Origin of the sequence: Myroides indicus, from assembly GCF_004364575.1 — a bacterium.
In the GTDB taxonomy this organism is placed as follows: domain Bacteria; phylum Bacteroidota; class Bacteroidia; order Flavobacteriales; family Flavobacteriaceae; genus Flavobacterium; species Flavobacterium indicum_A.
Genome location: NZ_SOAG01000005.1, coordinates 104,690 through 127,607, shown reverse-complemented (window position 1 = coordinate 127,607; position 22,918 = coordinate 104,690). Strand labels below are relative to the sequence as shown.

The window sequence follows — 22,918 nt, the reverse complement described above, 5'->3', positions numbered from 1 at the left end:
CTGATGTTAAACAACACCAAAGTTTATTATTTAGAAATTCCTCTTGAGATAACAATTTTCTGAATTTCAGAAGTTCCTTCGTAAATCTGAGTTATTTTAGCATCGCGCATCATTCTTTCAACATGATATTCTTTTACATATCCGTTACCGCCGTGAATTTGAACAGCTTCAACTGTAGTGTCCATAGCAGTTTGAGAAGCATATAGTTTAGCCATTGCTCCCGAAATGGAAATATCTTGTCCTGCGTCTTTCTCGGCAGCAGCTTTAAAACAAAGCATTCTGGCAGCTGAGATATGAGTAGCCATATCTGCTAATTTGAAAGCGATAGCTTGATGATTTATAATCTCTGTCCCAAAAGCTTTGCGTTCTTTGGCATATTTTAAAGCTAATTCATACGCTCCCTGTGCAATTCCCAAAGCCTGAGAAGCAATTCCGATACGCCCTCCGTTTAAAACATTCATTGCAAACGTAAAACCAAAACCATCTTCTCCGATGCGGTTGGCTTTAGGTACTTTTACGTCTGTAAACATAAGAGAATGAGTGTCAGAGCCTCTGATTCCCATTTTTTGTTCTTTTAATCCAATTTCAAAACCTTCCCATCCTTTTTCAACGATAAAAGCATTAATCCCTTTGTGTTTTTTTTCAGGATGAGTATGTGCAATTACAATATAGTAAGATGCAGTTCCGCCATTTGTAATCCAGTTTTTTGTTCCGTTTAACAGGTAATAATCTCCCATGTCAATAGCGGTTGTTTTTTGAGAAGTAGCATCAGAACCAGCTTCTGGTTCTGATAAACAAAATGCTCCGATAACTTCTCCTGAAGCCAAAGGCTTTAGATATTTTTGCTTTTGTTCCTCATTTGCATATTTCTCTAAACCAGCACATACCAATGAATTATTCACAGACATAACAACAGCAGCAGAAGCATCAACTTTAGCAATTTCCTCCATAGCTAAAACATAAGATACGCTGTCTAAACCACTTCCTCCATATTGCGGATCTACCATCATTCCTAAAAAACCCAATTCTCCAAGTTTTTTAACTTGTTCTGCCGGAAAAATTTGCTTTTCATCTCTTTCAATTACACCAGGCAATAACTCTGTTTGCGCAAAATCACGGGCAGCCTGTTGAATCATCAACTGCTCTTCTGTTAATTTAAAATCCATTATAAGTATTTAATTTTGTTTAGTTATTTTAAAGACCTCAAATATATAGGAATAAAATTAATTTTTCAATGAACATTATGTAAATTTATGGCTATGAAAAATCAGTATAAGGTTATAGGCGTTATGTCCGGAACTTCTTTAGACGGAATTGATCTGGTATATGTCGAATTAATTTATGAAAATAAACATTGGAAATTTAATATTTTAGAAGCAGAAACCATTGAATATTCTCAGCTGTGGAAAGAGAGATTAGAAAAGGCATTGCTGTTGGACAAAGAAGAAGTACTGCACTTAGATGAGCGATATACCGTACACTTGGCAAGCGTAATCAGACAATTTATTGAACAGTATAGTTTAAAATACATAGATGCAGTTTGTTCGCACGGGCATACCGTATTTCATCGTCCGGATTTAGGGTATACTTTGCAAATTGGAAATATGCCTGTTTTAACCGACTTGCTTCAGCAAAAGGTTGTGTGTGATTTTAGGGTTGAAGACGTGTCTTTGGAAGGACAAGGGGCTCCGTTAGTGCCTATTGGCGATCGCTTATTATTCGGAGAATATAAAGCTTGTCTCAACTTAGGAGGATTTGCTAATATTTCTTTTGAAAATGAACAGAGCAGAGTAGCATATGATCTTGTTCCGGTTAATGTATTATTAAATGAACAAGCACAAAAAGAGGGAAAAGCTTATGATAAAAACGGACTTTGGGCTGAAAGGGGAAAAGTAGATAATAATTTACTGAAAGAACTGAATTCGTTGACATATTACAGAGAACTTCCTCCAAAATCGCTTGGAATGGAATTCGTAAATAGTTCGGTTAATCCCATCCTGAAAAAATACAATTTATCCGTATCTGATTTTTTGGCAACATTGGTGGAACATATTGCTATGCAGATAGCCGATGGAATTCCGTTAAATAATAAAAGTAGGGTATTGGTAACCGGAGGAGGAGCACACAATAATTTTTTACTTCACAGAATTCGACATTATTCTCCCGAGCTTATTTTTGAAAAACCTAAAAATTTAATTATCGATTATAAAGAAGCTTTGATATTTGCGCTTTTGGGAGTACTTAGGTTGCGAAATGAAGTGAATGTTCTCGCAAGTGTAACAGGAGCAGAAAGAGATCATAGCTCGGGCAAAATCTATGATTTTTTTGATGAGAAACAATAAATTTATTAATGTAGAGTTAAAATGATAAATATTCCGTTTGTTTGCGGAAAGAATCCTCGTAAAGAGAAAAAATATACTCAAAACATTTATATATTTGACACTCAAAACAAAAATATTTTCCTATATAAACGCAATTTGTAACGTTTTGGATTTTAAGCCATTATTTTAGTGATATGAAAAAAAATAAAACGATACATTTTTATAAGTTATATTGAGGAACGTAATTTGATATTGATAATAAACATTAATCAAACTTAAAACTAAATTATTTATGTTTCATTTTTTACAGGTAGACACAACAGCTACAGCAGAAACATTATCGAATGCAATTGAACAGGGAAATCATGCAGCAGGTAAAGAATTGGCTTTGAGCGAAATTATTTTCAGTGGAGGTCCTATCGGACAAGCTATTATGGTTGTAATTTTTATCATGCTCTTTTTAGCTGTTTATCTTTATTTGGAGCGGTTTTTTGCTATTAAAAAGGTAGCAAAGGTGGATGAAAATTTTATGGCTCAAATTAAAATGTTTTTATCTCAAGGAAAAATTGACCAAGCTAAAATGTTGTGTGCAAATACCAACAGTCCGGTTTCAAGGCTGATAGCTAAAGGAATTTCTCGTATAGGCAAACCGTTACAGGATATTAATACAGCTATTGAAAATGCCGGAAAATTGGAGGTTTATAAAATGGAAAAAAATATTAATCTGCTGGCAACGCTTTCCGGAGCAGGTCCGATGACCGGTTTTTTGGGAACTGTAGTGGGAATGGTTATTGCCTTCCATGAAATGGCGGCCAACGGGTCGGCAAGAATTGATATGAGCGTCTTGTCAGAAGGAGTATATACTGCGATGATGACTACCGTTTTTGGTTTAATCGTCGGTATTATTGCTTATGTAGGTTATAATCACTTAGTGAGTAAAATTGATAAAATTATTCATCAGTTAGAAGCAAATGCTGTAGAGTTTTTAGATTTATTAAATGAGCCTGTATAATGAATATAAGAGGAAGAAATAAGATAACAGCCGAGTTTAATATGTCATCAATGACAGATATTGTTTTTTTGTTGTTGATTTTCTTTATGGTGGCTATTACAACTATGACAACAACGAATGCTCTGGATTTGGTTTTGCCTAATTCTGACGGAAAATCTGATGCAGTAGAAACAGTTGCAGTTAGTGTAGATAAGCAATCCAATTATTTTATAGATCAGGATGAATTTTTACCTGAAACTTTAGAAGAAGGCCTAAAAGCAAAATTAGGAGAACAGGAAGAACCCAATATTGTTTTGCACGTGGCTAAAGGTGTTCCCGTAGAGGATGCCGTCTTTGTGATGGATATTGCCTATAGAAATAATTATAAAATAGTATTGGCGGTAGAGCCGAAATAAAAATGAAAATATTACAGACAGAAAGTGAAAAAAAAGCATTTGCAATTACTTCCACAGTATTTGCTTTGCTATTTTTGCTGTTTTTTTTCTACAAAATATCTCAGCCGGAAGAAGAGCCTTATTTAATGGGAGGAGAAATTGCTATTAGTTTCGGAAATAGCGAGTATGGAAAAGGAGAAATTCAGCCTAAAGAAATTGTGCAGATCCAGGCACAGTCTCAAACTGTATCTGTTCCTGAAGCAGCCGAACCAATAGTAACGCAAAACAAAATAGAAACACCTGTTGTAGCCAAAACAGATAATATACCTAAAACAGAAACTAAACCTGCTCCAAAGCCGGAACCAAAATCAGATCCCAAACCCAGTAAAAGTACAACTGATGCTTTGGAAAGCCTGTTGAGCGGACAAAATACATCAGGAGCAAGAACAGGTCAGGGAAATTCAGATGCAGAAGGCGATCAGGGAAAATTGACCGGAGATATGTATGCTAATACAACTTACGGAACAGGTAGAGGAACAGGCGCGGGAAGTGGAAGCGGTTTAGGCTGGGGATTGACAAACAGAAGTTTGGCAACACGCGGAAAAGTAGAACCAAATTGTAATGAAACCGGAACCGTAGTAATCGAAATAAGAGTGGATAAGAGCGGCAGAGTTATTTCTGCACAACAAACAAAAGGAACTACCAATTCAGCATCGTGTTTGGTTGATGCAGCTATTGCTACAGCAAAAACATTTAGATGGAATTCAGATGATAAAGCACCTGCAGTTCAAATAGGATTTATTGTAATTAACTTTAAAGTAGGAACTTAAATTTATGACTTATCAGGATACGCTGAACTGGATGTACAGTCAGTTGCCTATGTATCAGCAAAAAGGAGCAGTGGCATATAAAGCAGATTTGTCTAATGCTGTTAAATTGTCAAATCATTTAGGAAATCCGCAAAAAGAAATAAAAACTATTCATATTGCCGGAACCAATGGCAAAGGATCAACTTCATCTATGATTGCTTCTGTACTTCAGGAAGCAGGTTATAAAGTGGGCTTGTACACTTCTCCGCATTTAAAAGATTTTAGAGAGCGAATAAAAATTAATGGCATAGAAATTCCACAGTCTTTTGTGGTTGATTTCATTGAAAAAAACAAAGCATTTTTTGAGGCAAATGCACTCAGTTTTTTTGAAATGACAGTAGGTATGGCTTTTGAATATTTTAAGGTAGAAAAAGTTGATGTAGCGGTTATAGAAGTAGGCATGGGAGGAAGGTTAGATGCTACCAATATTATTGAACCACTGGTTTCAGTAATTACGAATATAGGAAAAGATCATACAGCTTTTTTGGGAAATACACTGCCAGAAATAGCCGGAGAAAAAGCAGGGATTATCAAAAAAGAAACTCCTGTTGTCATCGGAGAATATACGACTGAAACAAAACCGGTGTTTATTGCAAAATCTAATGATCTCAGAGCTCCTATCTATTTTGCGTCAGAAAGCTTTGCAGAAAACCAGTTTGAAACCGATTTAAAAGGGAGTTATCAAAAATATAACGTCCGCACAGCAAGACAGGCGATTGATTTGCTCCGTACGCATTTTAAAATTTCTAAACAGGCGGAGAAAGAAGGTTTGATGCATGTAATTGATAATACAAATTTACAGGGCAGATGGCAAATTTTAGGCAAAAATCCTAAAGTGATAGCAGATACAGCGCACAATGAGCATGGCTTAAAAATAGTTGTTGAGCAGCTGATGTCGGAAAAATATAAAGATTTGTATATTGTTTTTGGTGTAGTTAGCGATAAAGATTTGGATTCTATTTTACCTTTATTGCCTAAAACAGCAAAATATTTGTTTACCTCTCCAAAAATTTTGCGTGGAATGGATGCATCTGTTTTAGCTCTAAAAGCAGCAGAATTTGGATTAAAAGGAGAGATTGTAAATTCAGTTTCAGAAGCTTATGAAAAAGCAAAATTATTGGCTACGCAAGAAGACTTGATTTACATAGGCGGAAGTACATTTGTAGTTGCAGAAATTTTATAAAAAAGATAAGAAAAAGCTTGCAAAGTTAAAATCCCGTTGTATATTTGCACCCGTAATCGTTCAGACGGTTACACGTTCTTAAGATAAGAAAAAAGGGCGATTAGCTCAGTTGGTTCAGAGCATCTGGTTTACACCCAGAGGGTCGGGGGTTCGAATCCCTCATCGCCCACCATTTTTTCTAAAAGCATACCGTATATTACCGAAATTAAAAAATATTCGGGCGATTAGCTCAGTTGGTTCAGAGCATCTGGTTTACACCCAGAGGGTCGGGGGTTCGAATCCCTCATCGCCCACACATTTACAAGAATAAAAGATATTTCGGGCGATTAGCTCAGTTGGTTCAGAGCATCTGGTTTACACCCAGAGGGTCGGGGGTTCGAATCCCTCATCGCCCACATAGTTAACGAAGTTACTTTTTAGTAAAACCTAGTAAAAACCTGCATTTTATAGAATTTGCAGGTTTTTTGTTTTTAACTATTACGTCAAAAACGGAAAGGGATATAGAATATTAAGGCTATGAAAAATCTTTGCTATCTTCATTTTTTTTAATGAAAAACACTTAATCGGATTTGTTTATCGCTTTTAGTATGTAAATAAATTATTCAAGCAAGAGTTAAGAATCGGCAAAAGGCATTGTTTAATGCCGATAAGCTATTTTCAAGCAGATTGGCAAATTACCTCGCAATCATTACAGTCCAAAGCAGTTTATTTAAGAGCAGTTCATGATTAATAATTACAAACACTTACAAAGCCTATGCTTCTCTGAATAGACTTTTTGGCTTTATTTTGGAAATAAAACTAAATGTGTTTTAAAAGCAAATAGGTGAAATTTGAGGGCAATTCAATAGAAGATAGAAAATAATTATAATTTATTTGTCAACTAAAACATTCTTATTTAGTATATTTTTTAAAAATAGGTAAATTACCTATTGACTATAAGCTTTAGCAATGTGTATATTTGTTAATAAAACTTTTAATTATGGAAATAAATAGAGATTCTTCAGATGTTATTACACTAGATCAGGCAATTGAATATACACATGCTTTTCAGGAAAACAATCCGGGGGCTATCAAATCATTTTTTGCGGGAAGCAATAAACTTAATCTTATTTTAGAGCAGGAAAACTGCATAGGGATTCGTATTTACAATGGTTATGATGCAACATCCGGAAAAAATAATCTGGTGTTGGTAGGGGTAGATATACAGGGAGAAGATATAACACAAGGTGTTATTCTTGAAAATTTATCGCCTTGTCCTAATATTTGTCCTCAATACAGTGTTTTGATAAAACTTTAATGTTGTATTATTCTATTACATATGCAGCTCTTTTTGCTGGAATAATTCCTCTCATTGTATTATTCCTGAAAAAAAGAGCTTTTGTTGTTTCAGATTCTATTCAACCCTTTGTATGGCTTACTTTTATTGCAACACTATATGAGGGGATAGGTACTTTTATTCTTAAAGTTAATACAACTTACTGGTTTCAGATATATTCATTATTAGAGTTTTTGACTATATATTATTTTTTTTACAAACTACTTCGCTCTTCCTATAAAAAAGTTTTTACTATATCTTTCATTGTATTACTAACTACATACATCTTGTCTTTTTATTTTTGGAAAGAATATCAGTCGCTTGTGGCAAATGCTATAAATAAAATAGCAATAACATTGTTTGTTTTCTTTTTTTCGTATATATGGTTTAAACAGCTTTTTCAGAAAATGGAGATTCCGAATCTGCTTAAGGACTCTAATTTCTATTTTGTTTCCGGATTGGCAATATATTATTCGAGTACTTCATTTTTATTTTTGCTAAGTTGTTTTATATTTGAAAATAGAGTGTATCTTTTTGATATTTGGCTGGTTAATATTATTGCAACGCTTATTTTGAGGACTTGTTTAATTATCGGGGTATGGAACATGAAGCGGGTATAAAAATATTTTTTTGGATTGGAACAGTAATTATGTTACTTTCTGTTTTGGGTATTGTTTTAATTGTTTTGCTGTATCGTACCAAAGTACACAATATGAACAGGGAGGAGTCTGATGCTTTACTCCATATAACTTTGGAAACCGAAAAAAAAGAGCGCAAGCGGATTGCGTCCGATTTACACGATAGCGTTAGCGGAGATTTAAGCGCTGTGCAAAACTATATTACCATCCTTTATCGCAAAGAAAAAGACGATTTTAAAAAAAGTATATTTTTGGAAGTAGAAAGTACACTGAGCAACATACTTGCCGATATTGGAAATATTAGCTATAACCTTATGCCACCAATGTTAGATAGCTTGGGATTAGTTTCAACGTTGAAGAGCTATTTTGAAAGAGTGAGAAAATGGAACGAAATTGATATTAATGAAGAGTATTATGCAGAAAATATAGATATTCCGTCAGCACAAGGCTATGAACTGTATAAAATAATACAGGAGTTGGTTACCAACGCAATCAAACACGGTAAATGTAGTTGTATAGATTTTGCAATCCGGGACAAAAGTAAATATATTATTCTGGAAGTTACAGATGACGGCAATTCATTTGATTTTTACAAAAGCTTAAAAATCTCTTACGGAATGGGCTTAAAAAATATAACTTCACGAATTAAATATATGGGAGCTCAATTGATGCAGATTCCGGTTGACAAAGGAAATAAAATACAAATCCATTTAAAAAAGCAATTATAGATTCAACATTATTTATTAATATATTTGACTATGTTACGAATAGCAATTACAGACGATCATACTTTATTTAGAAAAACTCTGGCAATTTTAATCAGGGATTTTAAGGATATGGCTGTTGTTCTTGAAGCATCTAACGGAGCAGAACTTTTAGAACGGTTGGAATACATACCGGTTGACATATTGCTGTTGGATTTGCAAATGCCTGTAATGGATGGTTTTGAAACGTATCAAAATATTAAAGAGCGCTTTCCTCATATTAAAACGGCCATACTTACCCTTATGAGAGATACAGATACAATAAAAAAAGTAATCAGGATGGGGGCACAAGGTTACTTTACTAAAAACACACCTCCCAAAGAGTTGGAAGATGCAATCTGGAATCTGAAAGACAACGGTTTTTATTTTGAGCAGGGTTTGGCTTCTGTCATAGATGAAATCAAGGTCAATTTAAATGTTGACGTTGAAAGTATGGAAATCCAGTTTACGGAAAGAGAACTGGAGATTATAGAACTAACCGCAAAAGGAGTCAAGCCCAAAGATATTGCAAATAACCTAAATATAAGTACCAGAACAATTAACGCCCATAAACAAAATATACAGCGAAAATATAATTTTCCCGATATGATGTCTGCTATTTTATATTGTGTAAAATATGGAATAATTGATTTAAATAAAATAATTTAAATATACCTTCCTCTGTGTCCTTTACACATAAATCAATAAAAAATCACTTGTTTACCCTGTGTTTTTGGTTTTATAACTCCAATTAACTTAATAAATAGTTAATTTACCTATTGACTTGCTTGTTAAAGCTTTCTAAATTGCACTCATAATTTAATCTTACTAGCAAAAATTGTAACGATTTCGCCGGAATTTTGATTCCATTAATACGATAAAAAAAAATCACAGCTTTATAATTTTTGTCATAGAACTTTGAGAAGAGATAATTTATACAGATACTGTATCTAACAGTGATACAGCATATTTCAAATAATTATTAACCTTTAAATAATCTAATTTATTAAGTATGATTACAAATCAAAAAAGTCTTAATTATGACAAAAACTACCAGATTGCTCTTTCGGGCATTGGGCATCATGCTGATTGTCCTGTGGTCTTTAGGTATAAAGGCGCAAACAGCACACAACCCTGTCCTGACGTGGGATCAGGAAGTGGGGTGTATTGAGTATGATTCTGAAGGTCAGGATCAGTATAAAAATCTTTATGAGCAGATTTCTTTAGGTGTATGTATTCGTGTTTGCGGAGAAAGTACGGTAAACTACAGTTTTTCTGCCAATGATGTTGTCAGCGTTGAGTGGCAGGCTACCGGAGGTACTGTATAAAGCAGCAGTAATACTAACGCCACTGTATTATGGGGTAGCAACGGTAACGGAAGTTTAACACTCACTATAACGTATGAGGACAGTACAGTTGAGGTATTGACAATTTGTATAGAAAAAACGATCAATCCAACCGCTGAGTTTAAGTTTGACGGACCTGAACCGGGACAAAAAAGCTTCTGTACTTTTTCACCTATCTCTTTTAATAATCTTTCAGTTGACAACGGAGGTTCACCTATTGTCAATTACCTTTGGGACTTTGGAGACGGCACTACCTCCAGCCTTTTTGAACCTACACACGCTTACGACCATCCGGGAGTGTATTTAATTACTTTAACGGTTACCAACAGTTGTAATTGTAGTTCAACGTATAGCTGGGAGGTAAACATTGCAAACGCTTTGGAATTTGAAGTTTCCTGTCCTTCTGTGGTTTGTCACGGAGCTCATGAAACGTACAGCGTAACCGACGGTTGCGGTGGTGAATGGCGAGTAGAAGGAGGAACAATAATAGCAGAACACGGTACGTCGGTAGAAGTAGTTTGGGATCACGTAGATCCGGAAGATGGCTTTGGCTATGTATACTACCTCTCGCATTGTTCTTGCCCGCATTGGACTACGGTAAAAATTCCGGTCATCCTCGATACAGCAATCATTAAAGGATCCGACATAGTCTGTCAGGATGGTCAGGGGCGTTTTAAGCTCCCTCAATGGCCGGCAACAGATTTTAAATGGAAGATAGACGGAGATCCCAATCATCCTATGCTGGTATATACAGATCAGCGCAACGAAATTGTGGTAGACGGAGCAATGCCCGGAAATTACGTTTTAAGCGTTGAATATAACAACACCCTGATAGACGATGGATTTTGTATAGGAAATGCCGATATACCTTTTTCGGTACTGGAGCGACCGGAAATTATAACGGGTGACGAACTTACCAATTGTCAGGGAGCCACTATGTCTTTTGAAACCCATAATGCGGTATCTGTGCGATGGCAGATATTGTTAGACGGAAATGTGGTACAGACTTCTATCGGAACTCTAATTACCCATTCTTTTAATACCCCGGGAACATATGTTATCACAGCAGATTACGGCGGATGCATGGCAGATCCTCTGACGGTGGAAATTGTAGAAACACCAGTTATAACCGGCACTATCGACGGACCGGATCACGTATGTATAGATACGCCTTATACCTATACGCTGAGTGAAGAAGAACCGGGCTTTATTTATTTGTGGAGCGTGGATAACGGAGAAGTTATTGGCGACAATAGCGGAGCACAGGCAGATATACAGTTTACCAGTACTCCGGCAACGGTAAGTGTGGTTAAACAGATTGTAAAAAACGGAAAAACGTGTAGTTCTGATCCAGTTGAGTTTACTGTTAATGAAGCAGTTATTAATCCGTATATTATCAATGACAGCGGACAGGCAGCATTTTGTTCCAGCAGTAGTGCTACATTTACGGTAGATCTGGAAGGGATAGTACCCGATCTTGTAAGTTGGAGTATTTTGAGTAGTACAGGAGCGGACAATTTTGGAAGTATTATTGATGGTATTCACGACCATACGGTAACTGTAAGTTTTAACGAAATCAGTACTTCTGCAACGGGAATTTTACAGGTGGAAGTAGTTAAGTGTGGTGTGATTTTTACACAAACCCGTACGATTCAGCTGATAAACAACCCGGTGGTTACTATTGGCAGCATACCGGATATTTGCCCTGCAGCAGGCAGTGTGCATATTCCTATTACGATGACTCCGCCTGCTCCTGCGCAGGTACGGGTACTGATAGACGGCGTTTATCAGAATACCTATAGCTATACAGGAAGTGGCAGCCTGACCATAAATAACAACTTTACCAACAATACGTCTAATAATATTTCCAGAACGATAGAGCTTGAACTGGAAGTGTGCAGCAACAGAGTATCAGCGTCAAAAACCGCAATTGTATTTCCAAAAACAGAGCTGTACATTTCACCGCTATACAGTTATGTGGTATGTCCGCAGGAATATGGTTCTATTAATCTGTCGGCAACCGTATCTACAGGTATTACAGCCTCTATGATATTTAAATGGTTTAAAGGAACAACTTTACTGCAATCAAGTACCAGTCCCAATTATACCATTATCGGATTGAATCCGGGCGGAAGCTATTCGTTGGAGGTAACCGATAAAAACGGCTGTCTGGTCAAATCAGATAATATCCTTGTAACGGAGAGCTGCGGAGGCAGTCCGGGACCGGATGGTTGCACCGTTTCGCCAAATCCTAATGCCAGTGTATCGGCAGAATGGACAGGCTGTAACCAGATTACGGCAGAGCTGGATGCTGACTATCCGCCAACATCCATTTCGTGGGCGGGCAGTGAGCACCTTACCGTAACGGGAGGGCAGGGTACAGATACAGCAACCTTTACAGGTACGGTGCCGGGAGCACATGCAGTTACGGCATATCTGGATTACGACGGCTGTACTTTGATTAGGACCTATACGGTTGAAAAAAAATACGAAGCCAAGCTGGAAACCGCCATTAGCTGTAACGGCGATGGTACGTACAAAGTGGTGCTGCACAACAACACCCTAACGTATAATATACCGCTTAGTACGCTGAGCTATGCTTATTCCGGACCGGGCGTTTCGGCAGGAGCATCCGGCAACAGTACGACCATAAGCAGCATAGGACCGGGTACCTATACTTATACCATGAAAGTAAACTCTACCCAGGGTACGCCGGAATGTGAAACTTCGGTAACGGTAACTTTAGAACCCGAACCGGATCCGAACTTTACGCTGTCGCCGTTAAATTATTGTTCTGAGGAGGTGATTACTTTAACCACACCGGATTATAACCCCAACAACACCTATGAATGGAGCTTTAATGGCACATCTTTTATTACAAAGGAAGAACACACACCAGTTCAGTTTGCGAAACCGGATGATTATCAAGTTAGTTTAAAAGTTACTACCCTTTATGGTTGTACTTACACATCAACTAATACTGTTGAAGTAATTATCAATGAAACTGATTTAAGTACAGGAACTATTTTGCCCGTTAATCCGGATTATTGCGATGGTAATGCTACACCATTAACTTATGAATCGCCACTGGGGTCAACACCTCCCGCCGATGTCATCTGGATGCGCGGTGATCAGCAAGTAGGTACGGGCATGACCTATCAGCCGGTACAAAGCGGAAGTTACTGGGTGGTATTGGTGGATGACAAAGGGTGTAAGAACTATGAGATGGTGTTTTATCCTAAAAATTATGTTTTGCGTCAGCCTCCGTTTGCTATTATCAACGGAAACACCAGTGTGTGTTATGGCGGAGGTACTGTTTTGGTGGGTATAACCACAGATAATGTGGTAGAACACCGCTGGAGCGGACCGGCACTGCCGGCGGGGTATAATACGTGGGTAAGCGGAAGTACCAATATGACGTTAACCCTAAACGGACTGTCTCCGGGTACGTATAACTATACCTTCCATACCCGTGCGGCAAGCGATCCGCTGTGTACCAACAGTTTTACGGCAACGGTGGAGGTACATCCTCCGGTAACCCAGCCAGCCATTAGTTACACCGTGATTAATTGCGATCCGTACACCATCCGATTAACGGCAACCGGACCGGTAACAGGGGTGTATAACTGGAGCAACGGCATGACCGGAAAGGTGATAGAAGTAACCCACGGCGGGGCGTATAGCGTAACCTATACCGAAACGTCCGGATGCAGTGCTGTTGGCTATCTGCAGGTGCCTCATAACCCAAACCGCGCATTGTGGGTAGTACCGGATGGCTGTTATACGGTTTGCGATGCGTATTTGTTAGGACCTTTGGGCGTTTATGAAAATTATAAATGGGAAGTAAACGGGGCGGTTACCCAAAGCGGAACTTATTTTATTCCTAACCAGTCAGTGAATACGGGTGGCATTTACCAGTTAACGGTTACTCAGGACGGTTGTACCTTTGGCAGCAATACTCCTTCTATTATGTTTGACCTGGACAGATGCCCGCCAAATGACTGTGGATTTGAACCTCACTTTGAAAGGATGGAAATTATACCGGGCGGAATCAAGTACTACGTTCAAATGAATAACCCAACGGGCAGCCCGGTTACGGTACACCTGAACAGTGCTAACGCTTACGGAACATTTGTTCCGTCTGTGCTGGTGCTTAATCCGGGCTTCAACTCTTTTGTGGTTGATTTTTACGTCAGCGGTGCTTATATGCCCGGAGCGCCGGATCTGTTTGTGGTAAGCGGACCAAATTGTGCAGACACCGTACCGGTAGAGCTGCCCGATATCTATAGTAAAACCACAACAAACGTAGCCACGCAGGCTGCTTCGCTGATACTGTCACCCAATCCTGCTTCACAAAATACAGTGCTGACGTTTAGCACGGGTACTAAGTACAAAAACGCAGATGTTATTGCAGTTTATGACCTTTTGGGCGTACAGCGGTACAAACAGAAAGTAAGCGGCAAAACGGGCGAAATCACACTGGATATCAGCCATTTTGCTCCGGGAACATATATTGTTATACTGGAAGCAGACGGCAAACGCATTGCGACCGAAAAATTGATTAAAAAATAACCTGTTTAATTCAAAAACGGTGCTAAGAGCTTGACTTTTAGTGCCGTTTTTATTAATTTTAGATTTTATTAACTTTTTTTTCTGTTATCCCCACCGAAGCGGAGGGATCTTGCAAAATATAATTATCATTTAAAAACTAACAAACTATGAAACAAAAAATACACATATCCTTTTATACTGAACCGTCACTACGAGTAGCGGAGCGTATCGAGAAGTCAGCATCTCATTTTCAAATTCCCAAATTAATAAATTTCCAAATCCTTCTATTCTCCATTCTCCATTCTTTATTTTCAATATCTGTCAACGCCCAGCAAACCCAACCCTACCAGTGGCAATGGGCAATGAACGGCGGAGGAAGGTGGGGGGGATTAGGAGGGATAAACGATGAACAAATCCATGATATAAAGGCGGGAACCGATAATAATTATTATTTTATAGCTACTTTAAAAGGACCCCGCGAAACAATTTATAACGGAGCATGGACACCCTCAACCCACTTGGACGGCGTACCGGTTCCGGCATACAATACTTCAAATGCTCGGGAAGGAGGAACTAAAGATATTTTTTTGTTTTCTACCACTTGTGAGGGAGAAGTACGGTGGAGCCAGACCATAGGCGGGTGGATGGATGACGATGCATATAATTTAGTATTAGATAACCAAAACAATGTATATGTAGGGGTTAATGTCAGGAATGACAGTCCCGGTGATGGACCGGGGATCCGCCCCCCTTTGCACTTTACAGAAACTGATTCCGTTCCTTTTGCAGATCTGAAAAATGGGAATGCAGAAATTCCACAGGAAGGGTTTAAAACAACCTATCTGGTTAAATACAACAGTGACGGAAAACTGGTAAAAAGAGTTGCTTTGCAAGGTGACGTAAATAGTTCTAATTTTCAATCCAGGGTTTTGGACTTGGCAATCAGTAATAATAAAATACATTTTATTGTCGCCTTCGATACCGGTACACATTTAGACGGTAATGTAACTGTTATAAACGATACCACCAACCATTTTAAATTTTTGATAGCACAATATGACCTCAATTTAAATTATGTAAATAGTTTTGAATTGCCTGTTGCGCCAAATACAGGTTTTGATGCTTATGGACGAACTCGTTTTGCTTATGATGAAAACAAAAAACAATATTATATTGCCGGAATGAGAGGAAATATAACTGGTTCTGTGCTACCTTTTTCTTATGAAAGTAAAGCATTTGTAGAACGTTCGTTTATATTAGCTATAAATGATCATGATGGTAGTGAAGTATGGCGTAGGGAGATTTATTCTCAGCTTACGGGCGGGGGAAATCTACCCCCAAATTGTATTTTTTCCTTGGTTGTGGATAAAGACTCCGATGTATATGTGGGGGGGAGTTTTTTTAGGCGTCCCAATGAAAACAACGTTAAAATATATGATCCGACCGATTCATCTGTTCAACCCTATTTTTTTACCCCCGGAGCTCACGGAACGGTTCCTATGATTATCAAATTTAACAGTGATGGCGATGTACAATGGGTACAGGCTACAGCAGCTTATGCAGGAAGTGGCAAAGGAGTTGCACCACGTTATGGTAAAGGCATTGCAGTAAAAAATGATGAAGTTGTACTTGGAGCACAGGGAGGGGGGGATTTTTGGGATAATATAGAAATAGTACGTCCAGTAAAAAATTACCAACCTGATCCTATATTAGTTCGTTTTGACAAGCAGTCCGGAAAAGTGTTAGGTGTACACGACATAGCGGGAGAAGCTATTAGCAGTAAAAGAATGACAGCCGTTGCCGTGGATAATGACGGCAATTATATTGCCGGAGGTAGCTTTGATGCCAATTTGTTTTGGGACAACGATTTGGGGTTAGATCCTTTAATCAGTACCGGCGAAGCCGATTTTTTTGTTGCCAAACTGGCAAACAGCGAATGCGGTTCGGGCAATATGGGTACGGATGAGTTTAATAAACTGTCATTTAATGTCTATCCCAACCCAACCACGGGGATTGTTAATGTGGAAACTACAGATACCCTGTTGGGTTACACGATATATGATATGAGCGGTAAAGAGATTAAACAAAGCTTGTTTGCAGGCAACAACCAGATAAATCTGGAAAACGTCAGCAACGGTGTGTATTTTATTGTTATTACCACGGTTGAAGGCAATAGTGGAACGGTTAAGGTGGTGAAGCGGTAGGTTTTACACTTTAGACAGTAACTTATAAGCAAACTCTGGCAGAGTTGTTAAACATAGCAAAACTTAAAATTAATTATACACTTTAGAGAAAACTCATCCATAAATTGTACTTAATTAGTATATACCTAATTCATTGATTATTCATAAATTTGTATATAAACAAAATCCTGTGAAGAAACTGTAGTTTTCCTCCAATATGATTAGCAAGAGAAGATTACAAAATCAATTAAACATATAATGAAAATAAAAAATAAAATTTTAAGAGTATTATTTTTCACGGGAGTTATTACCCTTATGAATTCCTGTACATCTATTCCCAAAAATGCTAAAGCAGTTGAAAATTTTGATGTTAATAAATACTTAGGAACCTGGTACGAAATTGCCCGTTTTGATTTCCGTTTTGAAAAGAATCTAAACAATGTTTCTGCTCAATATAGTTTAAACGAAAAAGGAAATGTCATTGTACTCAACAGCGGCTATAATTTTATAGAAAAAGAATGGAAAAAAGCAGATGGTTTAGCTAAGTTTAGAGGAAATAAGGATACTGCAGCTTTGAAAGTAAGTTTTTTTGGTCCTTTTTACTCTGGTTACAATGTAGTAGCATTAGACGGAAATTACCAATATGCTTTGGTTGCAGGAAAAAACCTGGATTATTTATGGATTTTGTCAAGAACAAAAGATATTCCTGAAACTATTAAAACAGATTATTTAAAAATTGCAGAAGAAATAGGATACGATACATCCAAATTGATTTGGGTAACACACGATAGAGATGACAATCCATTTTTGAATGAAAAGTAAAACGCTTTAACACGAAAATAAACAAAAATCGTACTATGTTCAATCTATTCTCATTGTTTTAATTATCAATGACATAGTTATGGTTTGCAAGTATTACATTGGTTGTCAATTTGGATAAATGAGCTTCTGATTAAAAAAAGTGTATCATATAGCCATCGTATTTGGAAAAAGGATTAGGTTGCCCACTTAAAGCGAACTTGTTTACGAATGAATATTTGGTTTTATATTTATAATTAATATTCAAAAAGATGCAAAAAAATACAAGTCAAGATTCTATACCTGTTGTAAGTATTCAGGGATATCGGCAAGAGCAATCGGCGGGGCGGGAGGAATTGCTGTTTAACGAATTGCATGGTAAACGACATATTGATAAACCACATAAGCACGATTTTTTTATCATCATACTTTTTGATCGGGCTTCTGGAACGCACAGTATTGATTCTAAAGATTACACAATTGGCAATCGGGAAATCCATGTTTTGTTTCCGGGACAAATTCACAAATGGGATATTAACGACGGAACTATTGCCTATCAATTAATGATAGAGCGCGCTTTTTTTGAGCAATTTGCCCCTTTTTTTCGATTTTCTTTTACCAATTATCAAAATCATCCGGTTATAAAATTAACAAATAATGCCTTTGCAATGTTGATGTACGAATTTGATGCCATTAAGGAAGAGTTAAACAATGATGATTCGCTGGTACATTTGATTAATGCACGGGCTGCGGTTATTGCAGCAATAGTAAGCAAGCAGGCAGAGCACACTTTTACGGAATTTAAAGTATATCAATCCAATCCGAGGCTGGCTAAGTTTAACATGCTTATTGATGAATTTTATAAAGAACAAAAGTCGGTGGCTTTTTATGCGGAACAATTGCATATTTCTGCAAATTATCTCAATATTTTATGCAAGAAAAATTTAAAAGTTTCTGCTTCTGGACTCATTCAGCAGCGCGTTTGTACCGAAGCGAAAAGATTGTTACAAATTGAAAGATTATTGTCAATTAAAGAAATTGCCTTTGAATTGGGATATGCTGATCACGCTTATTTTTCTAACTTTTTTAAAACACAAACAGGTGTTACGCCAACTGAATTTCGAGAGAAAAATGCTTCTATCTTATTTTGACTTCTTCTTTTTTAATACAATTGGATTGTCAGGAAAATGACAAATACTTGAAAACACTCTAAAAAGATAAATTTTACAAGCATTCGCAGTTTTTATGATAGTGTGAGTAATATTTATATCGCGTACTTTGTGGTGAACATAAAATAAACTCATTATGGAAAAGATAAACCTATCGCGTAAAGATTTTTTAAGAAACTCTAGTTTAGGACTTGCCGGGTTAACACTTGTTCCGGGGATGTTGCATGCAAAATCACAATCAGCTAAAACTGCACAAAACGAAGATGAAACACTTTTAAGTCAAATAAAATCAAAAAGTTTTAAATTAAAAAACGTTCGGTTAGAAACTGGCTTCGAATATGAAAATGATGAAGTCATCGGAACAAAAACAGAACTTTTTACGATTGATATAGCCGACGGAAAAATTAAAAAAATAAGTGCTAATCAAACTGATATAAACGCAATTGATGCCAAAGGCTTGCTTATGCTGCCATCGTTTAAGGATATGCACATCCATTTAGACAAGACTTTATATGCCGACCGATGGCGTGCGGTACGCCGTTCGGGTGGAATTAAAGGAATGATAGAGCTTGAACAGAGAACGCTTCGGAATATGCTGAAAAACTCTACGTATAAAGCAGAAAAATTGATCGAATTATTGCAGTCTTTTGGAACAGGATTTGCCCGCAGCCATGTTAATATTGAGCCTACTTCCAAAATGGATTCACTAAAAAATCTGGAAATCGCTTTAGAAAACAAAAAAGACAGCTTTGGCGCGGAGCTGGTTGCTTTTCCTCAGCACGGATTATATTATACCGATTCGCTTCCGTATATGAAAGAAGCTGCAAAAATGAACGTTGACTTTATTGGCGGGCTGGATCCTTCAACTGTGGATGGCTCAATTGGAAAAACGATAGATACAACCGTTCAATTAGCATTGGATTACAATAAGGGAATCGATATTCACTTGCATGAATCAGGAGAGTCTGGATTTAAAACTATTGAATACCTAATCGAGAAAGTCAATGAAAATCATTTTTTAAAAGGAAAAACATTTGTCAGCCATGCTTTCGCACTGGGGACTTTAGAAAAGGACAAACAAGAAGAAATAGCAGAAAAATTGGCTGCAGCACAAGTTGGCATTATTTCTACTATCCCGTTTGGCGGATTAATTATGCCTATTCCAATATTGTTAAAACACGGTGTAAAGGTGATGACAGGAAATGACAGTATTATAGATTATTGGAGTACGATGGGAACCGGAAGTGTTTTGCAAAAAGCTAATTTAGCTGCCCAATTATATGGACAGGTTACTGAGTTTGGATTATCCAGAATGTTAAAACTGGCTACAGCAGGACCAATTCCTTTAGACGACAAAGGTGTTCAGCAATGGCCAAAAGCTGGCGATGATGCTGATATAGTATTGATAGATGCAGGCTGTTCTGCAGAAGCAGTTTCAAGAATGTCGCCTGTACATTCGTTGATTTATAAGGGGAGTATAGTTTATTAATCTGATAGTAGAACAGAAAAATGAAATTAATTTTTATAGCATTGGCAATGATGGTGACGATAGCCTCATGTCATTCAAGAACAGACGATGTAAATACAGAAATTATGAATGAGGAGAATATTTTAAAAGCAGTTAAAAAGAACAACCTGCAAATGGTTGCTAAAGCTTTGGAAAACGGTGCAAATGTAAATACTGCGGACAACAATAAACGCTCGATATTATTGATTGCAGTAAATAACAAAAGTTTTGAAATGGCAAAATTACTGGTAGAGCATGGTGCAGATGTTAATCAGCAAGCGGATAATTTGGACAGCCCATTTTTATATGCCGGAGCCAGCGGACAAACTGAATTGGTTCGGCTTTTTTTAGATAACGGAGCTCGTTTTGATGTATTTAATCGGTATTACGGTTCAGCTTTGATTCCCGCTTGTGAACGTGGTCACGTAGAAACCGTACGATTATTGGCAAATACTAAAAGTTATCCTGTCGATCATGTGAATCGTTTGGGTTGGACAGCTTTGATGGAAGCCGTTATTTTAGGAGATGGAAGTAAAAAATACCAGCAAATCGTTCAAATTTTAAAAGATGCAGGAGCTAAAATGGATATTGCGGATTACGATGGTGTAACGCCTTTACAGCATGCCGAACGGAAAGGTTATAAAGAAATTGTTGCAATTATTAAATCGTAAATCGTTTGTCAGATGATTTATAGCATTTATTAAGGTCTGTTTACAAACTGGTCTTTTTTAAGGTAAATCAAAGTTTGCTGGAGTGTACTGTACTGGTTGAAGCTTATGGTTGTAAGTATTTTTGCTTTATGTATTGCCTAAAAGTGTAAATAAAACTAATCAAGGGTAAAACCGAATAATGCCGGCAGCGGATTGTATTTTATGAGAGTTAATACTGCAGTGGCTATCTCCCGAGCGCTTAAAGTGGATAAGAAAGAAGTGTTTTTTGCGCTATAAGTTACATGCTCAGAACTAACAGCATTTAACTAATAAATTATAAGGGGAAACTTAAATACCAATCTCAGAAAAGTATTATTTCTTTGATTTTTTGTAAATTAGACCTTATAAAAATATAAAGATGTCAAAAACGTATAAAAATACTACTGTTTACGAAGCTACTGTAAATCGTTTTGACTTTATCTATTCTAATTTCCGAAAAGTATATGTGTCTTTCAGCGGAGGAAAAGACAGCGGTGTGATGCTTAATATGGCTATTGAAGCAGCCAGACTTCATAACAGATTGCCTGTTGATGTTTTGATTGTAGATCTTGAAGCGCAATATCATCATACGATTGATTATATTATGCGGATGGTATCTCGTCCGGAAGTGAGAGCATATTGGGTTTGTCTTCCTATTCATCTGCGCAACGCGGTAAGCCAGTTCCAACCTCACTGGATATGTTGGGATAAAGAAAAACAAGGTGCTTGGGTTCGTGAATACCCTGATCATTCTTCAGTGATTAAAGATCAAAATTTTTTTCCGTTTTTTCGCAAGGGAATGGAATTTGAGGAATTTGTTTTAGAGTTTGGCAAATGGTTTGCACAAGGCGAAGATACTGCTTGTTTGGTTGGAATTCGTACGGATGAAAGCTATAATCGATACAGGACGATTACAAACTTTTCAAAGAAGCGCTATAAACTCCAACAATGGAGTACGGGGATAGCTCCTAATCTTTTTAATTTTTATCCTTTATACGATTGGGCTACAAAGGATATATGGATTGCTAATGGAAGATATAGCTATGATTATAACAAAGTGTATGACTTGATGTATCTGGCGGGTGTTCCTTTATCCCAGATGAGACTTTGTCAGCCTTATGGAGATGATCAGAGAAGAGGCTTATATCTCTATAAAATACTGGAGCCTGAAACCTGGACAAAAGTGGTTACCCGTGTGGAAGGAGCTAACTTTGGAAACAGGTATTCGGAAAACAAAAGAACCATATTTGGTAATTTCAGAATGACGCTTCCCGAGGGACATACCTATAAAAGCTATTCTCGGTTTTTACTCAATACAATGCCTCCCTATTTAAAGAATCATTACCTTAAAAAGATAGATAAATTTCTTGAATACTGGAAAAATCACGGGTTTGAAAATGATATTCCGGAAACTGCAGATCCAAAACTGGAATCGCAGCGTAAAGCCCCTTCTTGGAGAAGAATATGCAAAGTACTGTTAAGAAATGATTACTGGTGCAAAGGTCTTTCATTTTCCCAAACAAAAGGTGAAATGGAAAAGCAACTAAATATATTTTTAAAATTACCTCATTACGCAAATGATAACACAAATACTGGAACAGAATAAAGAAGCCTCTTTTGACGAAAAAGTGGCGATATACAATAAAATCACTAAACAGCTATATGAATTTATCGGATTGGAACATCCGGCACTCAATATTCAGCTGGTACCTATGGATTGTGTGGAAGGAAACGATTATAATCCGAATAAAGTGGCTCCGCCTGAGATGAAGCTGTTGGAATTATCTATACGCAAAGATGGCTTAACGATGCCGGTTGTAGTAGCAACAGAGAAAAAAGATGACAATTGGGTTGTTGTTGATGGTTTTCATCGTACAACAGCATGTAAAAATATACCGGATATAAAAGAAAGTCTTAAGGGATACTTGCCGGTGTCCTATTTAAATAAAACGATTGAAAACAGGGTAGCATCAACAGTCCGCCATAATATGGCTCGTGGTACACATCAAGTGGAGCTATCGGCAAAACTTGTTGCATTTCTTAAAAGAAATGACTGGACTAATCATAGAATAGGAGAAGAACTGGGGATGGATCCGGATGAAGTGTTGAGGTTAAAACAGATTACTGGATTAGCCGAAGCTTTTCAGGATAAAGAGTTTTCCCGATCATGGGAAGCGAGATAAAGAAAAGAAGAAAGGATATATTTATTTTTATGTTTGG

19 protein-coding genes and 3 tRNA genes are annotated in these 22,918 nt (G+C 37.2%); 21 read left to right on the top strand and 1 reads right to left on the bottom strand.

Annotation, left to right across the window (positions count from 1 at the left end):
- Window positions 1-26: 26 nt before the first annotated feature.
- Window positions 27-1,166 carry an acyl-CoA dehydrogenase family protein gene (locus tag C8P70_RS03495; protein WP_133711955.1) on the bottom strand — a complete coding sequence of 380 codons (1,140 nt, stop codon included), beginning with the start codon at window positions 1,164-1,166 and terminating at the stop codon, window positions 27-29.
- 93 nt (window positions 1,167-1,259) lie between these two features.
- On the opposite strand from C8P70_RS03495, the gene C8P70_RS03490 reads away from it, so the two are divergent.
- From C8P70_RS03490 to C8P70_RS03400, 21 genes are all read left to right on the top strand, one after another.
- Window positions 1,260-2,342, top strand: a complete 1,083-nt coding sequence (locus C8P70_RS03490) for an anhydro-N-acetylmuramic acid kinase (protein ID WP_133711954.1) — start codon at window positions 1,260-1,262, stop codon at window positions 2,340-2,342.
- Between the two features lie 271 nt (window positions 2,343-2,613).
- On the top strand, window positions 2,614-3,333 hold the full coding sequence (locus C8P70_RS03485; protein WP_133711953.1) for a MotA/TolQ/ExbB proton channel family protein: 720 nt from the start codon (window positions 2,614-2,616) through the stop codon (window positions 3,331-3,333).
- Window positions 3,333-3,728, top strand: a complete 396-nt coding sequence (locus tag C8P70_RS03480) for an ExbD/TolR family protein (protein ID WP_133711952.1) — start codon at window positions 3,333-3,335, stop codon at window positions 3,726-3,728. Before C8P70_RS03485 ends, C8P70_RS03480 begins: the two co-directional genes overlap by 1 nt.
- A gap of 2 nt (window positions 3,729-3,730) precedes the next feature.
- Window positions 3,731-4,537, top strand: a complete 807-nt coding sequence (locus C8P70_RS03475) for an energy transducer TonB (RefSeq protein WP_133711951.1) — start codon at window positions 3,731-3,733, stop codon at window positions 4,535-4,537.
- 4 nt (window positions 4,538-4,541) lie between these two features.
- Complete coding sequence (locus C8P70_RS03470) at window positions 4,542-5,759, top strand: bifunctional folylpolyglutamate synthase/dihydrofolate synthase (protein WP_133711950.1); 1,218 nt, start codon at window positions 4,542-4,544, stop codon at window positions 5,757-5,759.
- A gap of 94 nt (window positions 5,760-5,853) precedes the next feature.
- Window positions 5,854-5,931: transfer RNA gene (locus C8P70_RS03465), tRNA-Val, on the top strand.
- A gap of 46 nt (window positions 5,932-5,977) precedes the next feature.
- A tRNA-Val gene (locus tag C8P70_RS03460) sits at window positions 5,978-6,052 on the top strand.
- A 27-nt stretch (window positions 6,053-6,079) separates the two neighbouring features.
- A tRNA-Val gene (locus C8P70_RS03455) sits at window positions 6,080-6,154 on the top strand.
- 584 nt (window positions 6,155-6,738) lie between these two features.
- Window positions 6,739-7,056 (top strand): hypothetical protein, encoded by a 318-nt coding sequence (locus C8P70_RS03450; RefSeq protein ID WP_133711949.1) that lies wholly within the window; start codon window positions 6,739-6,741, stop codon window positions 7,054-7,056.
- Window positions 7,056-7,694, top strand: a complete 639-nt coding sequence (locus tag C8P70_RS13890; RefSeq protein WP_208293375.1) for a hypothetical protein — start codon at window positions 7,056-7,058, stop codon at window positions 7,692-7,694. The genes C8P70_RS03450 and C8P70_RS13890 overlap by 1 nt, the downstream gene beginning before the upstream one ends.
- Window positions 7,673-8,440, top strand: a complete 768-nt coding sequence (locus C8P70_RS03445) for a sensor histidine kinase (RefSeq protein WP_133711948.1) — start codon at window positions 7,673-7,675, stop codon at window positions 8,438-8,440. The genes C8P70_RS13890 and C8P70_RS03445 overlap by 22 nt, the downstream gene beginning before the upstream one ends.
- 30 nt (window positions 8,441-8,470) lie before the next feature.
- The gene (locus C8P70_RS03440; protein ID WP_133711947.1) at window positions 8,471-9,124 is read left to right on the top strand and encodes a response regulator transcription factor; all 654 of its coding nucleotides are present in this window, start codon (window positions 8,471-8,473) and stop codon (window positions 9,122-9,124) included.
- A gap of 371 nt (window positions 9,125-9,495) precedes the next feature.
- A complete protein-coding gene (locus tag C8P70_RS13955) occupies window positions 9,496-9,783 on the top strand; it encodes a hypothetical protein (protein ID WP_243832653.1) in 288 nt (95 codons plus the stop codon).
- Between the two features lie 96 nt (window positions 9,784-9,879).
- Window positions 9,880-14,373, top strand: a complete 4,494-nt coding sequence (locus C8P70_RS03435) for a PKD domain-containing protein (RefSeq protein ID WP_243832652.1) — start codon at window positions 9,880-9,882, stop codon at window positions 14,371-14,373.
- 146 nt (window positions 14,374-14,519) lie between these two features.
- Complete coding sequence (locus C8P70_RS03430; RefSeq protein ID WP_133711946.1) at window positions 14,520-16,556, top strand: T9SS type A sorting domain-containing protein; 2,037 nt, start codon at window positions 14,520-14,522, stop codon at window positions 16,554-16,556.
- A gap of 237 nt (window positions 16,557-16,793) precedes the next feature.
- Entirely contained in the window at window positions 16,794-17,357 is a 564-nt protein-coding gene (locus tag C8P70_RS03425) for a lipocalin family protein (RefSeq protein ID WP_133711945.1), read from the top strand.
- Window positions 17,358-17,605: 248 nt separating this feature from the next.
- A complete protein-coding gene (locus C8P70_RS03420) occupies window positions 17,606-18,484 on the top strand; it encodes a helix-turn-helix domain-containing protein (protein WP_133711944.1) in 879 nt (292 codons plus the stop codon).
- A gap of 154 nt (window positions 18,485-18,638) precedes the next feature.
- On the top strand, window positions 18,639-19,991 hold the full coding sequence (locus C8P70_RS03415; RefSeq protein ID WP_133711943.1) for an amidohydrolase: 1,353 nt from the start codon (window positions 18,639-18,641) through the stop codon (window positions 19,989-19,991).
- A gap of 20 nt (window positions 19,992-20,011) precedes the next feature.
- A complete protein-coding gene (locus tag C8P70_RS03410; RefSeq protein WP_133711942.1) occupies window positions 20,012-20,680 on the top strand; it encodes an ankyrin repeat domain-containing protein in 669 nt (222 codons plus the stop codon).
- A gap of 397 nt (window positions 20,681-21,077) precedes the next feature.
- Window positions 21,078-22,304 carry a phosphoadenosine phosphosulfate reductase gene (locus C8P70_RS03405; RefSeq protein ID WP_133711941.1) on the top strand — a complete coding sequence of 409 codons (1,227 nt, stop codon included), beginning with the start codon at window positions 21,078-21,080 and terminating at the stop codon, window positions 22,302-22,304.
- Complete coding sequence (locus C8P70_RS03400) at window positions 22,276-22,881, top strand: IbrB-like domain-containing protein (RefSeq protein WP_133711940.1); 606 nt, start codon at window positions 22,276-22,278, stop codon at window positions 22,879-22,881. Before C8P70_RS03405 ends, C8P70_RS03400 begins: the two co-directional genes overlap by 29 nt.
- Window positions 22,882-22,918 lie beyond the last annotated feature (37 nt).